The sequence below is a fragment of the Psychrobacter okhotskensis genome (assembly GCF_013248965.1).
GTDB classification, from domain to species: domain Bacteria; phylum Pseudomonadota; class Gammaproteobacteria; order Pseudomonadales; family Moraxellaceae; genus Psychrobacter; species Psychrobacter okhotskensis.
On the sequence record NZ_JABRVQ010000003.1, the window covers coordinates 1 to 17,690 of the forward strand.

A 17,690-nucleotide genomic window follows, 5' to 3' on the forward strand; every position below is an offset into this window, starting at 1 on the left:
ATACCACCAATTCTCTTGAAGGATTATTCAGCGAGCTCAAGCGACAATTACACAGTCATCATGGTCTAAATGAGCAGCGTAAGTTGCGGTTTATTAAAGACTTTTTAGGGTTAAAGTCACTTAAATAGCATGAATTATGTCCATTAGCGACTACCTTCTACTTTTTAGCATGAATTTTGTCCATTACACCAATAATTATTAAACCACAAAAAAAACCGCTCTGAATAAATCAGAGCGGTTTTCAAAATTGTACTAAGCGACATCAACCAAAAAAATACTTATTCAGCAGTTGAGGTTGAACCCTGCTCAACGCCTTTCATAGTCAACTTAATGCGACCACGGTTATCGACGTCTTGTACGAGTACCTTAACGGTTTGACCTTCTTTTAGATAGTCAGAGACATTCTCTACGCGCTCTTCTGCGATTTGCGAGATATGTACGAGGCCATCAGTATTTGGCAAGACATTTACGAATGCACCGAAATCAACGATACGAGCAACGGTACCTTCGTAAGTTTTACCGACTTCAACTTCAGCAGTCAATGCTTCGATTTTACCGATAGCGGCTTTGGTTGCTGCTTTGTTTTCACCAAAGATACGAATCGTACCACCATCATCGATATCGATAACGGCACCAGTTTCTTCAGTTAGCTGACGAATCATCGCGCCGCCTTTACCGATGACGTCACGGATTTTGTCCGGATTGATTTCGATAACCGCATAGTTAGGGGCATGGGCGTTAATTTCAGTACGGCTCTCTGGCAATACTTTATTCATCGCGTCTAGGATATGGATACGACCGGCATGGGCTTGCTTTAGCGCTTGCTCCATGATGTCAGGAGTAATCCCTTCGATTTTGATATCCATCTGAAGCGCAGTGATACCGTCTTTAGAACCAGCCACTTTAAAGTCCATATCGCCAAGATGATCTTCATCACCTAAGATATCTGACAATACAGCGAAACGCTCGCCTTCTTTTACGAGACCCATCGCGATACCAGCAACTGGTGCTTTAATCGGTACGCCTGCATCCATTAATGCCAAGCTGGCACCACAGACAGAGGCCATAGAAGAAGAACCGTTTGATTCAGTAATCTCTGATACCACACGGATGACGTACGGGAAGCGTTCGCTGTCCGGTAGCATCGCTTGTACACCGCGGCGTGCTAGACGACCATGACCAATTTCACGACGTTTTGGAATACCTTCACGACCCGTTTCACCAACAGAGAAATGCGGGAAGTTATAATGCAGCATGAAATGATCACGGATAGTGCCCGCTAATGAGTCAATCATATTGACATCACGGCTGTTACCTAAAGTCGTAGTAACCAATGCTTGGGTCTCACCGCGAGTAAATAGCGCTGAACCATGCGTGTATGGTAGTACGCCAACTTGCACGTCAAGCGCACGAACGGTCTCAAGGTCACGACCATCAATACGCGGCTTACCTGACAAGATATTGTCACGAACCGTACGATATTTAAGATCGTTATAGATTTCTTTTAATTCAGAAACGGTATCAGCATAATTTTCAGATTCCGCATCACCAGCAAGCGCATCGATAATGGATTGCTTAATGTCATCAAGCTTAGTATAACGCTCTTGCTTATCAGTAATGGTATAAGCATCAGCCACTTGCTCGCCGAACTGCTCTTTCATACTGCTTTCTAACGCCGCATCACGTACAGGGGCGACGTACTGCTGCTTAGCCGTACCGATTTCTTCCGCCATAGAAGCGATGTTATCAATAACGATTTGTTGTTGCTCATGACCGTATAATACCGCGCCTAGCATCTGATCTTCAGACAGCTCTGCTGCTTCAGATTCAACCATTAGTACCGCAGATTTAGTACCAGCAACTACTAGATCAAGATCACTTTCTTTAAGTTGTTCAAGCGTTGGGTTTAGTACGTACTCACCATTGATAAAGCCAACACGGGCCGCAGCGACAGGGCCATTGAATGGCGCATCAGAGATCGCCAATGCGGCTGAAGCACCAATGAGGGCTGCAATATCGGCAGATTGAGTCTTATCTGATGAGATAACCGTTGCGGTAATTTGAATTTCGTTGACATAACCTTCAGGGAATAGCGGACGAATCGGACGATCAATCAAGCGTGACGTTAACGTTTCATTTTCGCTTGCACGACCTTCGCGTTTGCCATAAGCGCCTGGAATCTTACCGGCAGCATACATTTTTTCTTGATAGTTCACGGTCAATGGAAAGAAGTTTTGACCTTCTTTAGGGTCAGACTTTACCACTGCTGCTACTAGTACGGTAACGCCGCCCATGTGAACCAAAATAGAGTTTGCTTGACGTGCTACGCGACCAGTTTCGATAACAACCTGCTGGTTGCCGTACTGGAATTCACGCTTAATAGTGTTAAACATTGTCATATAATCTTCCTAATGTTGACTGACGAAAATAACATCAACGTTATAAACACGCTGATATCTGTCATTAAAATTCTTTTTATCTAGCTACTGATCAACAAGTCTTTTTTCTACAAGTATTATTGCTCAGGCTGATAGTGTCACCTACTTATCTTACGCATTTGTCTATAGTAGACATCGTACTATTACATATTTTTAGTTGTTCAAATTCGGTTTTTTGCCCATACGGCTAAAGCTTGTGCCCAGTAGAAACCATACATATATGGTATTCACTATCTCTTTACTGCTCTACTGTGACGAATAGTAGCAATGCTATAAAGCTCACAAGACATTATTTTACAGTGATTTATAGGCATTGACCAATTAATTGCAAAACAGAGCCATTGTCTATAAATCGCCCTGAATGATGGCCTATATTAGATATTAAATTAACGGTTATTTTTGCAAAATATGGTAGCGTTATATCATCTAAACACTCGAGCGCGATCATCCATACTAACAAGCATAAAAAAACGGCGTGAAACTATTCCACACCGTTTTAGAGAAAATCTATTTTATCGATAGCAACAAGCAAGTTCCAAGCGGTTTAGCAAAAAATCTGAAATAGCGCCATAAGATGGCATCTGTTATTTTAGCGACCACTCGTACTATTGTCGCTGTATTAACGACGTAGACCTAACTGGCTAATAAGGGTGGTATAACGACCAAGATCTTTACCTTTTAGGTAATCAAGCAATTTACGGCGCGTGTTAACCATACGGATAAGACCGCGACGGCTATGATGGTCAGCTTTGTGCGCTTTAAAATGGTTCTGCAAATCGTTGATACGTGCGCTCAACAAAGCTACTTGAACTTCTGGAGAACCAGTATCGTTTTCGCCGCGCTGGTACTGAGAAATGATTTGTTCACGATCGGTATTAGTTAGCATAAATATCTCCGGCAATGCTAAAAGCTCCAAGATGTACTCAAATTAAGCCATCTTACAAGCAATAGAATAGTAAATAAAGTAACTTGTGCGCCATTCAGGACAACCCTGCATTACTAGAGTTGACCTAGTGTACGACAAGCCCAATGTATGATAAAACCATTTAAAAATAAGCCAGATATCAGCAAAAATTCACTCAACTCATTAATCTGCTTCGAGCAGTGAGCTAAATAATCGGCTTAATCTAAAAGCATTATTAAATGTGACGGCAATTATAACAAAAAACTGCTGAACTAGCAGCAGTTTTTCATAATAGTTTTATGCCGATAGAATTCATCGATTCAGAAATCTTATATAACAGCTATAATTTTGCAAGATTCTGATAAATTGTTAGAAGAGTCTAATGACTTACTTTTTCACGTCATCTTCATTTGCATTTCCACCTAGCTCGTCATCAGCAAGAGGGGCTGTAGTGGCTTCTGCTAAGCTATCAGGTCTAGCATCTTCGCTAGGGTTGATATCGTCTGCTAGCTTTTCAATCTCTTGTTCTTGTGAATCCATGTTTTTTGATGAATTACTCATAATGACTCCTATATTAGCATTTTCATTAAGTGAACTCTTTGCCGCATCGTTCATACTTATTAGTATTCAAACTTATGAATATTCGAATCAATGCGTAAAGACTCAACGAAATAATGTTTATATAAAATAATGCTTACATTAAATAGCGTGGACCGCTACTTAACGCAGAGCCTTTTTATTTATCTTTTTTTGCATTCTCTAAATTATCAGCGATGCGATCAGCGGCCGCTTCTGATTCTTCGGTATGGTTGTTTTCAGTTTGGCTCTTAAGAGCGGCGGTTGCCGATTCAGCACGTTGTTGCTCAAGTTCAGCATCATTTGGGTTAGAGTTAGACATAATATTTTCCTTAATTGTAATTATAAATAGTTGAGAATTTTTAATTTTTCATCTTTCAATAAATGAAGCAAAATTTAAGACAATGCTTTATCGATAGCATCGACAAAGTTACTGATATCGTCTGGATTACGCGAAGTAATTAAATTGCCATCGACTTGTACAGTCTTGTCGACGTACGTCGCACCAGCATTTTCTAGATCGGTTTGCAGCGTATGATAGGCTGTTAGTGTTTTGCCTTTAGCAATGCCCGTGTTGATAAGTGCCCAAGAAGCGTGGCATATCACAGCTAATGGTTTACCTACATCATTGATAGCATTGATAATGTCATGGGCTTCTTTATTACCGCGAATGGTATCCGCATTGACCGTACCACCTGGTAATACCAATGCATCATAATCGGAAACATTTGCATCTTTTACGAAGATATCAGCAGTAAAGGTATCACCTTTATTTACATCTTGCTGCATAGCTTGCACTTCTTTATCTTCATTAGTAGTGATCAGAAGGGTCTTGTAACCTTTGTCTTTCAGCTGGTTATTAACGTCTTCGTATTCTGCTTGCTCAAAATTATTGTGTAGTAAAAAAGCGATCGTTTTCATAATATTTCCTTTTCTGTCTATACTTGTTTCTGTTTATTTACATTTGAGTTTTTATAATCGAATTTATTATTGCGCGATAATTTTTGTTGTTTATTATGATTTGATAAATGATTTTTGCATTAATAATAGTCATCCTCTGACATATTTTTTCTTATTAAAGAATGTCCTTTCTACATACTTTTTATTCTTATTTTTTATTGTTATATTGTTTTTCCAGTTTATTTTTGATCCAGTCTTCCCTAGCTGGTGTATCTACTGTACAAAAAAAACAGGTCTCACCATAGGTGAAACCTGCAATAAAATGTGACGGTATGTGATTAGTGTAAAATATTAGTAAATTGAATAGGCCTCAGTTAACAGACTAGCTATAGCAATCACTCTATTATCAGCGCTGAATCAACTTTTTAGGCTGTAATCGACCATTAAGGCTAACGGCCCCTAATCCAAGAAATGCTCCTTGCTCATTTAGCAAGCGTATATCAACAGCTAACTCGTGCTTTAAAGGCTGCGAGATGTCCATGCTGTCTCCAGTACCGATATCAGAACCAGCAATATTGGTTTCTGCTTCACTGGCATGGGATATTTGATGAGCAGCATTGCTTGCAACATAATCTCTAAGCTTACCTATCAAGCTATCGGATACGTTTAAGCGCTGTCCCATATATACGCGCGCGCATTGTTCTTCGGTCAGTACCAACTCAGCATCGATATCAATACACGCATCGACAGGCAATAACTGAGAGTGTCGGCTATCTAATTCTTTGTCTTCTAAAGCCGATAGTGCAATAGAGTCATCAATACTAAAATTACCGACTTGCGTGCGACGCAATGCCGTTAAATGTCCAAGCGTACCCAATGTTTTCGCAATATCTTCTGCCAATACACGCACGTAAGTACCTTTGGTACAAGTCACCGTCAATTGAACCTGCTCACTATCAATAGCTTTTAACTCGATTGCTTTGATCACGATATCTCTTGGCGGTCTATCGACCTCGATACCAGCACGAGCATATTCGTAGAGTTTTTTACCGTTTTTCTTTAAGGCAGAATACATTGGTGGAATTTGTTGCTGAGCGCCTAAAAACTGCTGGGCAACATCTTTTAATAGCGCTTCATCAAATATTGGAATAGCCGCCTGTGCAACGATTTGACCATCTGTATCACCGGTATCTGTCTGACTACCAAGCAGTATCGTCGCTTGATAGGATTTGTCAGCATCAAGCTGATAATGGCTAAACTTTGTGGCCTCACCCATGCAAATAGGCAAGAGGCCGGTAGCCATTGGATCAAGCGTACCCGTATGACCTGCTTTTTTGCTGTCATGGATAGGAGACTTAAACAAATACTTCACTTTTGAGACCACTTGCTGTGAGGTCATACCCTGCGGCTTATCAATTAAGATAACGCCGGAGACCTTTTGTTTATCCGTTGTCTTTTGAATAGTCATTGTCATGATTCGTCATTTTCTTTACTATCGACTTCATCTTCATTCTGCTCAGTTTTGATAACCGCTTGACTGATTAAGTCCATCATATAGTTGCCACGAGCCGTTACTTCATCATAATGAAAGCGCAGACGCGGCGTGGTACGAGTCTTGAGGCTATGGCTCAATTCGGTACGCAAAAAACCGGCGGCTTTATTCAGTACCTTGATGCTTTCTTCGTGGTTGGTTTTGGTCATCGCATCATTAAGCTCTGGCTCCATGATAGTGACATAGACGTCCGCATACCCTAAGTCTGGGCTGACCTTGACACTAGAGATGGTGACAAAACCCGTCAGACGTGGGTCATTGACTGCGTCGCGAATAAGAACGGCAAGCTCACGCTGGATTTGATCCGCTAAGCGTTGTAAACGTTGGTTCATGTTATTACCTTGTTTTTAAAATAGCTTTTTTTATTGGTTGCTATATTGGCTTACGAATAAGCTGAAGAACTGATATTTGTCAAAAAAGGCCTAGCAGGATGTACCTGTTAGGCCTAAGCATATCGTTATTACGGTAGTCTAAGCTTAACTTGCTCAGCACATATAATGCAATGCTACAAGAAGGCTTAGATAGTACGTTCGAACTCTTGGATTTCAAAGACTTCGATCTTATCACCAGCTTCGACATCATAGCCACGAACCGCTAGACCACATTCCATACCAGTGCGTACTTCGTTGACGTCTTCTTTATAGCGACGTAACGATTGCAATTGACCGGTAAAGATAACTTGGTCATCACGCAATACGCGGATAGGCTTGTTGCGATAGATCGTGCCTTCAACCACCATACAACCGGCAGCTGCACCGAACTTACTAGAGCGGAATACTTCACGAACATCAGCAACACCCAAGATTTTCTCGCGATGTTCAGGCGCAAGCATGCCACTCATGGCTGCTTTCACATCGTCAATCAAGCCATAGATAACGCTATAATAACGAATATCCATGTTAGCTGCGTCTGCTTTACGGCGTGCGGTCGCATCTGCACGAACGTTGAAGCCTAACAGTACCGCTTCGCTAGATTCGGCAAGCGTAACATCAGACTCAGAGATGGGACCGACACCTGAGCTAATGACTCTGACTTTTACTTCATCAGTAGACAGCTCATTCAATGCCGATAGTAACGCTTCAAGCGAACCACGGACATCGGTCTTAAGTACGATGTTCAAGAATGACACATCGCCTTGTTCCATCTGATCGAACATGCTTTCTAAGCGCATGGCGTTCTGACGTTCAAGCTGACGCTCACGCTCACGATTGGTTCTGAAATCAGCGACTTCACGGGCTTTTTTCTCATCAGTGACGACTAAGAATTCGCTACCAGCAGCCGGCGTTTCAGGCAAGCCTAAGATCTCTACTGGAATAGAAGGGCCAGCTGACTGGATACGTTGACCATGTTCATCAGTCATCGCACGGACTTTACCATAATACTCGCCCGCTAAGACCAAGTCGCCTTGCTTTAGTGTGCCTTTTTTGACGAGCACACTGACAACAGGACCACGACCTTTTTCAAGTCTTGATTCAATCACCACACCTTGCGCAGCACCATCTAACGGTGCTTCTAGCTCCATTAGTTCTGCTTGTAAGCTAATAAGCTCTAATAGCCCATCAATACCATCACCGGTTTTGGCTGAGATACGCGCCATTGGTGTATCACCGCCCCACTCTTCTGAAACGACTTCTTTAGCAGTCAATTCATTAAGAACACGATCAGGATCAGCGCTTGGCTTATCCATTTTGTTGATAGCAACGATAATCGGTGTGCCAGCGGCGCGTGCATGATCAATTGCTTCTTCTGTTTGTGGCATCATACCATCATCAGCAGCGACAACGATTACGACGATATCTGTCGCTTGCGCACCACGTGAACGCATTGCACTAAAGGCTGCGTGACCTGGAGTATCTAAGAAAGTAATCACACCACGATCGGTTTTAACGTGGTAAGCACCGATATGCTGAGTAATACCGCCAGCTTCGCCTGTGGCAACTTTAGTCTCACGAATTTTATCTAGTAGAGACGTTTTACCATGATCGACGTGGCCCATAATAGTGACAACTGGTGGACGCGTTTGTACGTTACTGCTGCGCTCATTGACTGCAACTTGTAAATCGTCTTCAACCTTGGTGTCGCTGACTGGTACAGGGTTATGACCCATCTCTTCAACGATTAGACTGGCTGTCGCTTGATCAATGGTATCTGACTCACGAGCCATTTCACCCATTTTCATGAGTAATTTAGTGACTTCACGAGCTTTAACTGCCATACGTTGGGCAAGATCTGCGACGGTAATTTGCTCACTGATCTCGACATCATAAACGATTTTTTCGACAGGCTTTTCAAACTTATGCTGTGACGCTTGCGTTGAACGTAAACCGTTTTTGCGGTTTTTCATTTCACGCTCGTCTTGATTCTTACGACGACCACGACCACGGGCACTAGTACTACTAGTACCGCGCTTGATTTCGCGACGTTCTTTTTCGAATGATTCTTCTAGTGCATCACCGACCAAACCTTCGGCTAGTGGCTCATCTTTACGAACTTCCGCAGCAGGCTGGTCCGTATATTTACCAGCCATTTTACGCATTTGCTCAAGTGTACGCTTCTGCGCTTCTTCCGCTTGAACACGGCGTGTTTCTGTCTCGATTTCGCGTAGACGATTTTCTTCTTTTTCGCGTACTTCGCGAGCTTTACGCTCAGCGGCGGTTTCAACTTTTGGTTTCGTCGCCGCGACTTTTTTCTTCGGTTGCTCTTTCGGCTTAACTTCTACAGTCGCCTTGCCACCCTTCTTCACAACCACTGAAGTAGAAATATCGTCATTCTTATCGTCTGACTTTTTGCTAGAGCCTAAGCTTGCACGCATTGCCGCTAAGGTTGCCGCTTGACGTTCTTCGGCTTTTTTCTTAGTCGCCGCACGCTCTTCAGCATCTTTAGCAGCACGCTCTTGCGATTCGATCATCGCTTGCTCACGCGCAGCCAATTCTTCAGCCATTTTTTCTGGATCAGGCTTCTCGAACACTTTCTTTTTACGCACTTCCACATTGACACTCTTCGATTTACCTGAAGAGCCGGTCACACGCGCAGTGCTCGTTGTTTTAGACTTGAGACTAATACGACGCTTTTCTTGCTGACCATGACTTTGCTTTAAATACGTCACCAACTTCTCTTGCTCAAGCTCGGTGACTAGGTCACCCTCTGCGCGAGCAGGCAGCCCAGCGTCCACCAGTTGCTGTTGTACAGCACTTGCGGTTTTGCCTACCATATCTGCCAGTTCTTTGACGGTCTTATCTGCCATTTATTATCACCTACTGTCTATTATTTGCTATATGTTCAATTCAGTTGTTGGCTACAAATGATTGGGTTAAGGCTGATGGTTGTGTTGCATTTGATGATGCGACATAAATACCAGCACTTTATTATCGATAGCATATCACTAAAAGACAGCGATATGCAGTTACCGCTTATTCATTGAACCAAGATTCCCGAGCTTTCATGATGAGTTTTCCTGCGGTTTCGGTATCTAATCCTTCGATATCTTCTAAATCGAAGACGGCTTGTTCTGCCAAGTCATCAACGGTAATGATGTCTTTTTGTGCCATTTTATAAGCCCAACTGACCGTCATTCCTTCAAGATCTTGCAGTTCTTGACTTGGCTCTTTCATGTTCTGTTGTTTAACCAGCTCATCAGCGATGACGACTTCTTTAGCACGTTCTTGAATCATGTCGATCGCTTCGTCGTCGAGACCTTCGATGTCATAGAAGGTTTCGACCGGTACGTAAGCCACTTCTTCAATACTGGTAAAACCAATATCGACGAGCGCTTGGGCCAAATCTTTATCAACTTCTAAGCGCTCATAAAATAACTCGATGAACGCTTTTGATTCGTTTTGTTGGCGCTGCTGATACTCTTCTTCTAGCATCATATTGAGCTTATAACCCGTTAGCTCAGAGGCCAGACGGACGTTTTGACCTTGTGAGCCAATGGCGCGCGCTAACTGATCGTTGGTGCTAAAGATGATATCAGCGGTCTGCATGTCTTCATCTAGGATGATACTACTAACATCCGCAGGCTCTAAAGAGCTGATGATAAATTGGGCTGGATCATCTGACCAAACCACCACATCAATACGCTCACCATCAAGCTCTTGCTGAACCGCTTGGATACGCGTACCACGCATACCAATACAAGCGCCAACCGGATCAATACGATGATCGTTGGTTTTGACCGCTATTTTAGCACGAGTACCCGGCAAACGAGCGACGTTACGAATTTCAATAATTTGTTCGGCAATCTCAGGCACTTCTTTTTGCATCAAAGCTGATAGCATTTCGGGATGGGTACGTGATAAAAGCAACTGTGCACCGCGATTTTCGCGGTTGACATGATATAAAATGGCATTGATACGAGATTTTGCACGTAATTGCTCACGGGGCAGCATTTGATCACGTGACAGATAGCCTTCAGCATTATCACCTAGATCAATAATATAGCCATCGCGTGTCTGTTTTTTGACTTCGCCATACATCATCTCACCAACACGTGGCTCGAAAGCGTCTGCTACTAGCGCACGCTCAGCTTCACGAATTTTTTGGATGATAACTTGCTTGGCTTGGGTAGCAGCAATACGACCAAATTCAATCGACTCAATCTGCTCTTCTTTGATATCCCCAATTGACCATTCTTCTTGATCAAGATCGGTAATAGCCAGCTGACAGGCTGGCATTTCATGGTCTTCATCGGCAACCACTGTCCAATAACGGTACGTATCATAATCGCCAGTTGCACGATCGATTGATACCCGCACCGCCACTTCTGGCTGTTCGGTATATACTTTTTTCTTAGTCGATACCACCAAAGCGTCTTCTATCGCTTCAAAGATATCTTCAGGATTTAAGCCCTTTTCATTACTGACAGTTTCTACTACCGTTAAGATTTCACGACTCATGCTATACCTGTCCTATCATTTTATAATTGACTTAAATTTTATAATTGGCATATTGACGTTGTATTGTCACCGTCAGTTATACGCTATTTAGGGGTCAAAATATGGATTAATACTACATTACCATTGAATATTGCAATTAGACATCTTCATAAATCAAGTGGGCTTTATCAATATTACTCAGAGCAATTTCGAACTGCTCACCATCAGCAGATGTCAGCTTTAGAGACGTCTCATCGATACTGTCTAAAGTACCTGTTGCTTTGCGGCGTTTTTGATCGCCTTCACCAATGGCTTGTATCAAACGCAAGCTCACTGTTTGACCCACATAGCCATGCATCTGCTCATCTGAGAAGAACGCACGGTCAAAGCCAGGTGATGACACTTCTAAAATGTACTCACCAGCAATAGGGTCATGCACTTCAAGAATACCGCTTACTTGGTGATTCACTGCCGCACAGTTCTCAATGGTTACTTGCTTATCTTGGGCTTGCTCTTCTGGCAAAGCTTCAATATAAATACGTAATAAAGAGCGATTGCCTTGCGGTGCAAATTCAATGCCCCATAATGCCACATCACAAGCAGCAACGGCGGGGGCAATAATCTTGGTCAGTTCTGTAACTTTGGTCGAAAGCTTCATAATCTATTTATATTTTCCTATTCACTTATCTATCTTATTGAGTAAACCGTAACTGTATCAACTTTGATTTATTATTAACGAATATAAGTCACGGTCATTATGTTAAACCACAAACATCTATTAAGATGCGTTGTGCGTTTATATAAGGATGAGCATAGAAAACATCAAGCTCAGCCAAACAATGCTTTTATTATTCATAAAGCAGTACTATCGATAAAAGAGTGAGGAATAAAAGATAGTGTGCTTACGAATCATCGCGCTGGTAGCAGCAAGTGACGCCCAGTAACGAATAGTATCGTACTCTATAGGCTTAGAGCTTAGCATAAGTAGGATAGATACCGCGATAACACCGAGCAGCAGATACAAAAAAACCCACAAGCATAATGGTGGGCTAATCGTTACTGACAAATTTAGTGTACAAAACATCAGTATAAAAAGTGGTAGCGGGGGCTGGATTTGAACCAACGACCTTCGGGTTATGAGCCCGACGAGCTACCAGACTGCTCCACCCCGCATCAATCTAGAACGCATATTATAGGGAGGTTTTGTAGAAGTGTCAACGTTTATTTTAAATAAAGTCTAAATTAAACGTTTGCTACCAAAAAATCCAACCTGACGCTATGCAGCGTCCATAAAACTTGGTGCGATTGGGGGGACTTGAACCCCCACAGCTTGCGCCACCACCCCCTCAAGATGGCGTGTCTACCAATTCCACCACAATCGCATTTTTCACTGCTTTACTTTTGCTGTCTAATCTATCGTAATAGATGCTTAAGGTAGGCATCGATAGAATCAGACTGTAAAAACAGAAAAAGCATTGTAAATCTAACGCCTTAAAATAGCAAGCGCTGCCTTCATTAAAAGACAATGATTAAAAATGAATACTAAAAAACAGTTATTAAAGATACCGTTTCTAGAGATAGCGTTTTAAAAAAATAACTACTGAGGATTTTGCGTTAACGGGCGCGGCGTTTGTGGTGCTGACACGGGCGCATCTAAACGAAACTGATCTTCTGCCTGCTTACGCGCATGTACAGCCAGCGTCATACTGGTGATAAAAAATATCACGGTTAACACTGCCGTCGCACGCGTCAAAAAGTTTGCGGTCCCAGCAGCGCCAAATACGGTACCTGAGGAACCAGCGCCAAAAGAAGCCCCAGCGTCTGCCCCTTTGCCATGCTGTATCAAAATCAAGCCAATCATGGCAATTGCCACGATAATGTGCAGGGCTAATATAAACGTAAACATGGTGGCCTCTTTTGCCGCGTAATGACGACTGATAACGAAAAATAAATCGTAGGGGTTAATAATAGCGCTTAGCGTGTAATGACGCCAAATCGATTATATAAATAAGGCGCATTGTACACGATTGCAAGGGCACTGTTAAACCCACTTTTGCCAACTGATAAAGACATTTTTTGAATAAGGTGGCCATTCAATATTTGTTAAATGGATGTTTTATTTAATTTTATTAAGCCATAGCACGGCTAAAGGCCTCGGCAATCGCTAAAAAACTTTCTGCTTTTAATGACGCGCCGCCGACTAATGCGCCATCTATCATAGGGTCTGCCGCAAAACTATCGGCGTTATCGACATTAACACTACCACCATATAGTACGGTCATCGTGTCCAATGAATCAGCGAAGCCTGCAACCGTCTGCTTAATATGTTGATGCGTGGCGCTCACCTCTGCCACGGTTGGCACTTTACCCGTCCCAATCGCCCATACTGGCTCGTAGGCAATGATTAAGCGCTCAGACAATGAGGCAGTAAGCTCGGGCTGTTGCGCGAGCAAGTCTTTGATAACTGACAACTGCGTATCAATGACTGGCAGCGTCTGCTTATCATCATATTGTGCTTGGGTCTCACCAATACAAAATACCACGCCCAAATTTTGCGTCAGCGCATGAGTCAGCTTTTGCAGCAAGCACTCATGAGACTCTTGATGGTATTGACGGCGTTCAGAGTGACCAAGTATCGTCCAAGTTGCGCCAGCATCAACCACTTGCTGCGCGGAACAATCCCCCGTATACGCACCAGTGTTCGCACTATGCGCACTAATATCTTGCGCTGCACACAGCACTGAGGTATCTTTTAAGCGGACGCTGACAGCAGCCAAGTGAATACAACTGGGTGCCACCATTAACCTGCAGCTATTTTTGACCACTTGCTCTTCGGTATCAACGGCAGTTAATAAGTCATCTAGTAGCGCATTGACGTCGTGGCTCGTTGCTGGATTTTGCTTCCAATTGCCAATTACCCAAGCTTGCATACTCATCTACCTTGTCTCATGTATTCCTGCCAATTCGGCTCATATGCGCGCCAGTATAACAAATATTTCACAAGTGCTATAGTATAGTGCGAGCTGAAGCAAAATGGCTTATATATAGTGGCATACCCTATATAAAGCTTAAAAAAATACAGTCACTACTATGAATACTAAAAAATAACAGCCGCTTAAAACTACTTATCTCAAACGACTTTAACCAACATTGATGATAATTAATGATTAAGAGCTACTCATGAAAACCATCAATACTTAAATACTCAAATACTTAGCAAGCGGGTTTTAGCAAAACATTCGATATCAAAGAGAGGTCATTATGTCTATCACAGCCAATAAATACGGTGGTTTAGCCCAGCAGCTGATTAGCGAAGGTATCGTAAGCGAAGCGCATATGAAAACTGCGCAGACAGAATCGCAGCAACAGCAAATCGGGCTCGTACCTTATTTGGTAGACAATAAATTAGCCAATGCTTATCAACTGGCACAAATGCTGTCACAGGCTTTTGGCGATCCGCTCTTTGATCTTGACGCAATCAGTGCGGATGTCATTCCAAAAGATTTGGTCGATGAAAAAATTGTACGCAAGTTTCACGCCCTTCCCCTCTTTAAGCGTGGGCAGCGCTTATTTGTTGCTTTAAGCGATCCAACACGTATAGACGCCATTGATGCGATTGCCTTTAACTCTCGCCTCTCTATCGAAACCGTCGTCGTCGAAGAAGATAAGCTAAAAAGACGTATCGAGAGTCTGTATGCCGATACCATGCAAAGTTTCGATAGCTTTTCTGACAGTGACTTAAATATTGGCTTTGAAGACGGTGAAGAAGAGGAAGGTGAAACCAAGCTTAGCGATAATATCGATGAAGCGCCTGTCGTAAAGTTTGTCAATAAAATGCTGGTCGACGCCATTCGTATGGGCGCCTCAGATTTGCATTTTGAACCGTATGAAAAAAGCTTTCGTGTCCGCTTTCGTGTCGACGGTGTCATGCAAAAAATGGCCAACCCGCCAGTACAGCTCGCTAGCAAAATTGCAGCGCGGCTAAAGGTGATGTCACAGATGGACATCTCAGAACGCCGCATACCACAAGATGGGCGCATTAAGCTCAAAATATCTAAAAATAAAGCCATCGATTTCCGGGTCAACTCATTACCGACCTTGTTTGGTGAAAAGCTTGTATTGCGTATTTTGGACCCGTCATCCGCCATGCTCGGTATCGAGGCTCTTGGTTATGAGCCTGACCAACAAGACATGTTTTTGGAAGCGTTGCATAAACCGCAAGGTATGCTATTGATTACTGGTCCGACTGGTTCTGGTAAAACGGTGTCACTCTATACCGGCATTAACATTTTGAACACAGGCGCAACGAACATCTCCACTGCCGAAGATCCGGTCGAGATTAACCTCGAAGGCATTAATCAGGTCAACGTGAATGCTAAAGTGGGGCTGACTTTCGCCAATGCGCTAAAGTCATTCTTACGTCAAGATCCTGACATCGTAATGGTGGGTGAGATTCGTGACCTTGAAACGGCAGAGATTGCCATTAAGGCTGCGCAAACCGGCCATATGGTGCTTTCGACCCTGCATACCAACTCAGCACCAGAGACCTTGACCCGCCTACGCAACATGGGTGTGGCTTCCTTTAACATTGCCACGTCAGTGAACTTGGTTATCGCCCAGCGCCTAGCACGGCGCTTATGTAAAAACTGTAAAAAACCCATCAACGTGCCACGGCAAAGCTTGCTTGAGCTTGGCTTTACTGACACCGATTTAGACAACCCAGACAATGTCATCTATGAACCCGTAGGCTGTAACGAATGCCGCGAAGGTTATAAAGGCCGTGTGGGTATCTACGAGGTGATGAAAGTCAGCCCTGATATTTCTCGGATTATCATGGAAGATGGCAACGCAATTGATATCAAAGATGCGGCTCTCAAAAATGGCTTTCGAGACTTGCGCCGCTCTGGGGTGTTAAAAGTTTTACAAGGCGTGACCAGTATTCAAGAAATGATGCGCGTTACCTCTGAATAATGATGAACGCTAAATCGCCTTATTATTTCTACTCTCTAGGCATTGATAGCATTGCTTTTAAATAGTCTTGACTTCGAATGGCGTTATTTTTATAAACCAGCAATAATACTTACTCAGATGTACTTAAAAATAAAACAGAGTTATACTGGTTTTTTACGTTAAAATAAAGTATGCCATCTTTGTGTAATAAGTTAGGCATCGTTGTATTTCTTTGCAATATCTATATTAGACAAATCTTGAGGGTAGTAACATGGCAAAAGCGAAGACCGACATGCTGTTAGACTTTGTCTATGACGGGGTAAATCGACGCGGACAAAAAGTAAAGGGCGAAACCACCAGTCGTAGCCTAGAGCTGGCAAAAGCTACTCTGCGCAAACAAGGCATCACCGTCAAAGGTATCAAGAAAAAGCCCAAGCCCCTCTACACCTTCAAAAAACCCATCAAACCTATTGATATTGCCATCTTTGCCCGTCAATTGGCAACCATGATGAAAGCGGGCGTGCCATTGACCCAGTCCTTTGAGATTGTCGCGGACTCATTGGATAATCCCAGTATGAAAGAACTGGTTTTGCAAATAAAAGCCGATATCGAAGCCGGTGGGACTTTTGCCTCAGCCTTGCGTAAACACCCACGCTATTTTGATGATCTGTTTTGCTCGCTCGTCGACTCTGGCGAGCAATCAGGGGCGCTTGAGACCATGCTGGAGCGGGTTGCCACTTATAAAGAAAAAAGCGAATTATTAAAAGCCAAAATTAAAAAAGCGGTAAAATATCCTATCGCGGTTATTGTCGTCGCTGTTATCGTTACCATGATTCTGCTTATCAAAGTAGTCCCTGTATTCTCAGACTTATTTGAATCTTTTGGTGCAGAGCTCCCTGCCTTTACCCAAATGGTCGTTGGCATGTCAGAATGGATGCAGGCGTGGTGGTTTATTTTGATTATTCTCATTGGTGGGGCGATTATTGGTTTTTCAGAAGCCAAAAAACGCTCTAAGAAATTCCGAGACTTTTTAGACCGTGCCGTATTAAAAATACCAATATTTGGCAATATTGCTTATCAAGCCATTATCGCGCGTTTCGCTCGTACCTTATCTACCACCTTTGCCGCTGGTGTACCCCTTATCGACGCCCTAGATTCGACTGCTGGCGCCACTAATAACGTCGTGTTTTATAATGCGACGCAGCAAATCAAAAATGACGTATCTACTGGTCAACAATTGCAGTTTTCGATACGCTCTACCAATCTATTTCCAAGTATGGCCATTCAAATGGTTGGTATCGGTGAAGAGTCTGGTAGCTTAGAAGAAATGCTAGATAAAGTAGCGGTCTATTACGAAAACGAAGTCGACAATGCGGTCGACGGCTTGACCAGTCTGATGGAGCCTATGATTATGGCTGTGTTGGGGGTTTTGGTCGGTGGCTTGGTGATTGCGATGTATTTGCCAATCTTCCAAATGGGCTCAGTGGTAGGTTAAA

At 43.0% G+C, this 17,690-nt stretch carries 14 protein-coding genes and 2 tRNA genes; 2 read left to right on the plus strand and 14 right to left on the minus strand.

The window, feature by feature from the left end; translation table 11 throughout:
* Positions 1-278: 278 nt before the first annotated feature.
* The 14 genes from pnp to tpiA all read right to left on the minus strand — a co-directional run bounded on the left by pnp (position 279) and on the right by tpiA (position 14,174).
* Complete coding sequence (gene pnp, locus HQR03_RS02305; RefSeq protein WP_037025879.1) at positions 279-2,399, minus strand: polyribonucleotide nucleotidyltransferase; 2,121 nt, start codon at positions 2,397-2,399, stop codon at positions 279-281.
* Positions 2,400-3,057: 658 nt separating this feature from the next.
* Complete coding sequence (rpsO, locus tag HQR03_RS02310; RefSeq protein ID WP_025652581.1) at positions 3,058-3,324, minus strand: 30S ribosomal protein S15; 267 nt, start codon at positions 3,322-3,324, stop codon at positions 3,058-3,060.
* Between the two features lie 405 nt (positions 3,325-3,729).
* Complete coding sequence (locus tag HQR03_RS02315; RefSeq protein WP_173238994.1) at positions 3,730-3,903, minus strand: hypothetical protein; 174 nt, start codon at positions 3,901-3,903, stop codon at positions 3,730-3,732.
* Positions 3,904-4,078: 175 nt separating this feature from the next.
* Positions 4,079-4,240: a hypothetical protein gene (locus HQR03_RS02320; protein ID WP_156915649.1), complete on the minus strand. Its 162-nt coding sequence runs from the start codon at positions 4,238-4,240 to the stop codon at positions 4,079-4,081.
* 74 nt (positions 4,241-4,314) lie between these two features.
* Positions 4,315-4,839: a type 1 glutamine amidotransferase domain-containing protein gene (locus HQR03_RS02325; RefSeq protein ID WP_173238995.1), complete on the minus strand. Its 525-nt coding sequence runs from the start codon at positions 4,837-4,839 to the stop codon at positions 4,315-4,317.
* A 385-nt stretch (positions 4,840-5,224) separates the two neighbouring features.
* On the minus strand, positions 5,225-6,292 hold the full coding sequence (gene truB, locus HQR03_RS02330; protein WP_173238996.1) for a tRNA pseudouridine(55) synthase TruB: 1,068 nt from the start codon (positions 6,290-6,292) through the stop codon (positions 5,225-5,227).
* The gene (locus HQR03_RS02335) at positions 6,289-6,702 is read right to left on the minus strand and encodes a ribosome-binding factor A (RefSeq protein WP_173238997.1); all 414 of its coding nucleotides are present in this window, start codon (positions 6,700-6,702) and stop codon (positions 6,289-6,291) included. The genes truB and HQR03_RS02335 overlap by 4 nt, the downstream gene beginning before the upstream one ends.
* Positions 6,703-6,887: 185 nt before the next feature.
* Entirely contained in the window at positions 6,888-9,614 is a 2,727-nt protein-coding gene (infB, locus tag HQR03_RS02340; protein ID WP_025652585.1) for a translation initiation factor IF-2, read from the minus strand.
* 166 nt (positions 9,615-9,780) lie between these two features.
* Positions 9,781-11,265 (minus strand): transcription termination factor NusA, encoded by a 1,485-nt coding sequence (nusA, locus tag HQR03_RS02345; protein WP_101211168.1) that lies wholly within the window; start codon positions 11,263-11,265, stop codon positions 9,781-9,783.
* Between the two features lie 136 nt (positions 11,266-11,401).
* Positions 11,402-11,902, minus strand: coding sequence for a ribosome maturation factor RimP (gene rimP / locus HQR03_RS02350; protein ID WP_025652588.1), 501 nt, complete (start codon positions 11,900-11,902; stop codon positions 11,402-11,404).
* 438 nt (positions 11,903-12,340) lie between these two features.
* A tRNA-Met gene (locus HQR03_RS02355) sits at positions 12,341-12,417 on the minus strand.
* A 124-nt stretch (positions 12,418-12,541) separates the two neighbouring features.
* A tRNA-Leu gene (locus HQR03_RS02360) sits at positions 12,542-12,626 on the minus strand.
* 215 nt (positions 12,627-12,841) lie between these two features.
* A complete protein-coding gene (gene secG / locus HQR03_RS02365; RefSeq protein WP_025652589.1) occupies positions 12,842-13,150 on the minus strand; it encodes a preprotein translocase subunit SecG in 309 nt (102 codons plus the stop codon).
* Between the two features lie 223 nt (positions 13,151-13,373).
* Positions 13,374-14,174, minus strand: coding sequence for a triose-phosphate isomerase (tpiA, locus tag HQR03_RS02370; protein WP_101211167.1), 801 nt, complete (start codon positions 14,172-14,174; stop codon positions 13,374-13,376).
* A gap of 331 nt (positions 14,175-14,505) precedes the next feature.
* Here tpiA and pilB point away from each other — a divergent pair, with 331 nt between their 5' ends.
* Both pilB and HQR03_RS02380 read left to right on the plus strand, forming a co-directional pair.
* Positions 14,506-16,215 carry a type IV-A pilus assembly ATPase PilB gene (gene pilB / locus HQR03_RS02375; protein WP_025652591.1) on the plus strand — a complete coding sequence of 570 codons (1,710 nt, stop codon included), beginning with the start codon at positions 14,506-14,508 and terminating at the stop codon, positions 16,213-16,215.
* A gap of 250 nt (positions 16,216-16,465) precedes the next feature.
* Positions 16,466-17,689: a type II secretion system F family protein gene (locus HQR03_RS02380; RefSeq protein WP_025652592.1), complete on the plus strand. Its 1,224-nt coding sequence runs from the start codon at positions 16,466-16,468 to the stop codon at positions 17,687-17,689.
* Position 17,690 lies beyond the last annotated feature (1 nt).

What these genes read in the sequence shown, in the direction of transcription:
- rpsO (WP_025652581.1), bottom strand. Translation starts at nt 3,324, where the DNA reads ATGCTAACTAATACCGATCGTGAACAAATCATTTCTCAGTACCAGCGC.
- pilB (WP_025652591.1), top strand. Translation starts at nt 14,506, where the DNA reads ATGTCTATCACAGCCAATAAATACGGTGGTTTAGCCCAGCAGCTGATT.
- nusA (WP_101211168.1), bottom strand. Translation starts at nt 11,265, where the DNA reads ATGAGTCGTGAAATCTTAACGGTAGTAGAAACTGTCAGTAATGAAAAG.
- HQR03_RS02380 (WP_025652592.1), top strand. Translation starts at nt 16,466, where the DNA reads ATGGCAAAAGCGAAGACCGACATGCTGTTAGACTTTGTCTATGACGGG.
- truB (WP_173238996.1), bottom strand. Translation starts at nt 6,292, where the DNA reads ATGACAATGACTATTCAAAAGACAACGGATAAACAAAAGGTCTCCGGC.
- HQR03_RS02320 (WP_156915649.1), bottom strand. Translation starts at nt 4,240, where the DNA reads ATGTCTAACTCTAACCCAAATGATGCTGAACTTGAGCAACAACGTGCT.
- tpiA (WP_101211167.1), bottom strand. Translation starts at nt 14,174, where the DNA reads ATGCAAGCTTGGGTAATTGGCAATTGGAAGCAAAATCCAGCAACGAGC.
- rimP (WP_025652588.1), bottom strand. Translation starts at nt 11,902, where the DNA reads ATGAAGCTTTCGACCAAAGTTACAGAACTGACCAAGATTATTGCCCCC.
- HQR03_RS02335 (WP_173238997.1), bottom strand. Translation starts at nt 6,702, where the DNA reads ATGAACCAACGTTTACAACGCTTAGCGGATCAAATCCAGCGTGAGCTT.
- HQR03_RS02315 (WP_173238994.1), bottom strand. Translation starts at nt 3,903, where the DNA reads ATGAGTAATTCATCAAAAAACATGGATTCACAAGAACAAGAGATTGAA.
- HQR03_RS02325 (WP_173238995.1), bottom strand. Translation starts at nt 4,839, where the DNA reads ATGAAAACGATCGCTTTTTTACTACACAATAATTTTGAGCAAGCAGAA.
- pnp (WP_037025879.1), bottom strand. Translation starts at nt 2,399, where the DNA reads ATGACAATGTTTAACACTATTAAGCGTGAATTCCAGTACGGCAACCAG.
- infB (WP_025652585.1), bottom strand. Translation starts at nt 9,614, where the DNA reads ATGGCAGATAAGACCGTCAAAGAACTGGCAGATATGGTAGGCAAAACC.
- secG (WP_025652589.1), bottom strand. Translation starts at nt 13,150, where the DNA reads ATGTTTACGTTTATATTAGCCCTGCACATTATCGTGGCAATTGCCATG.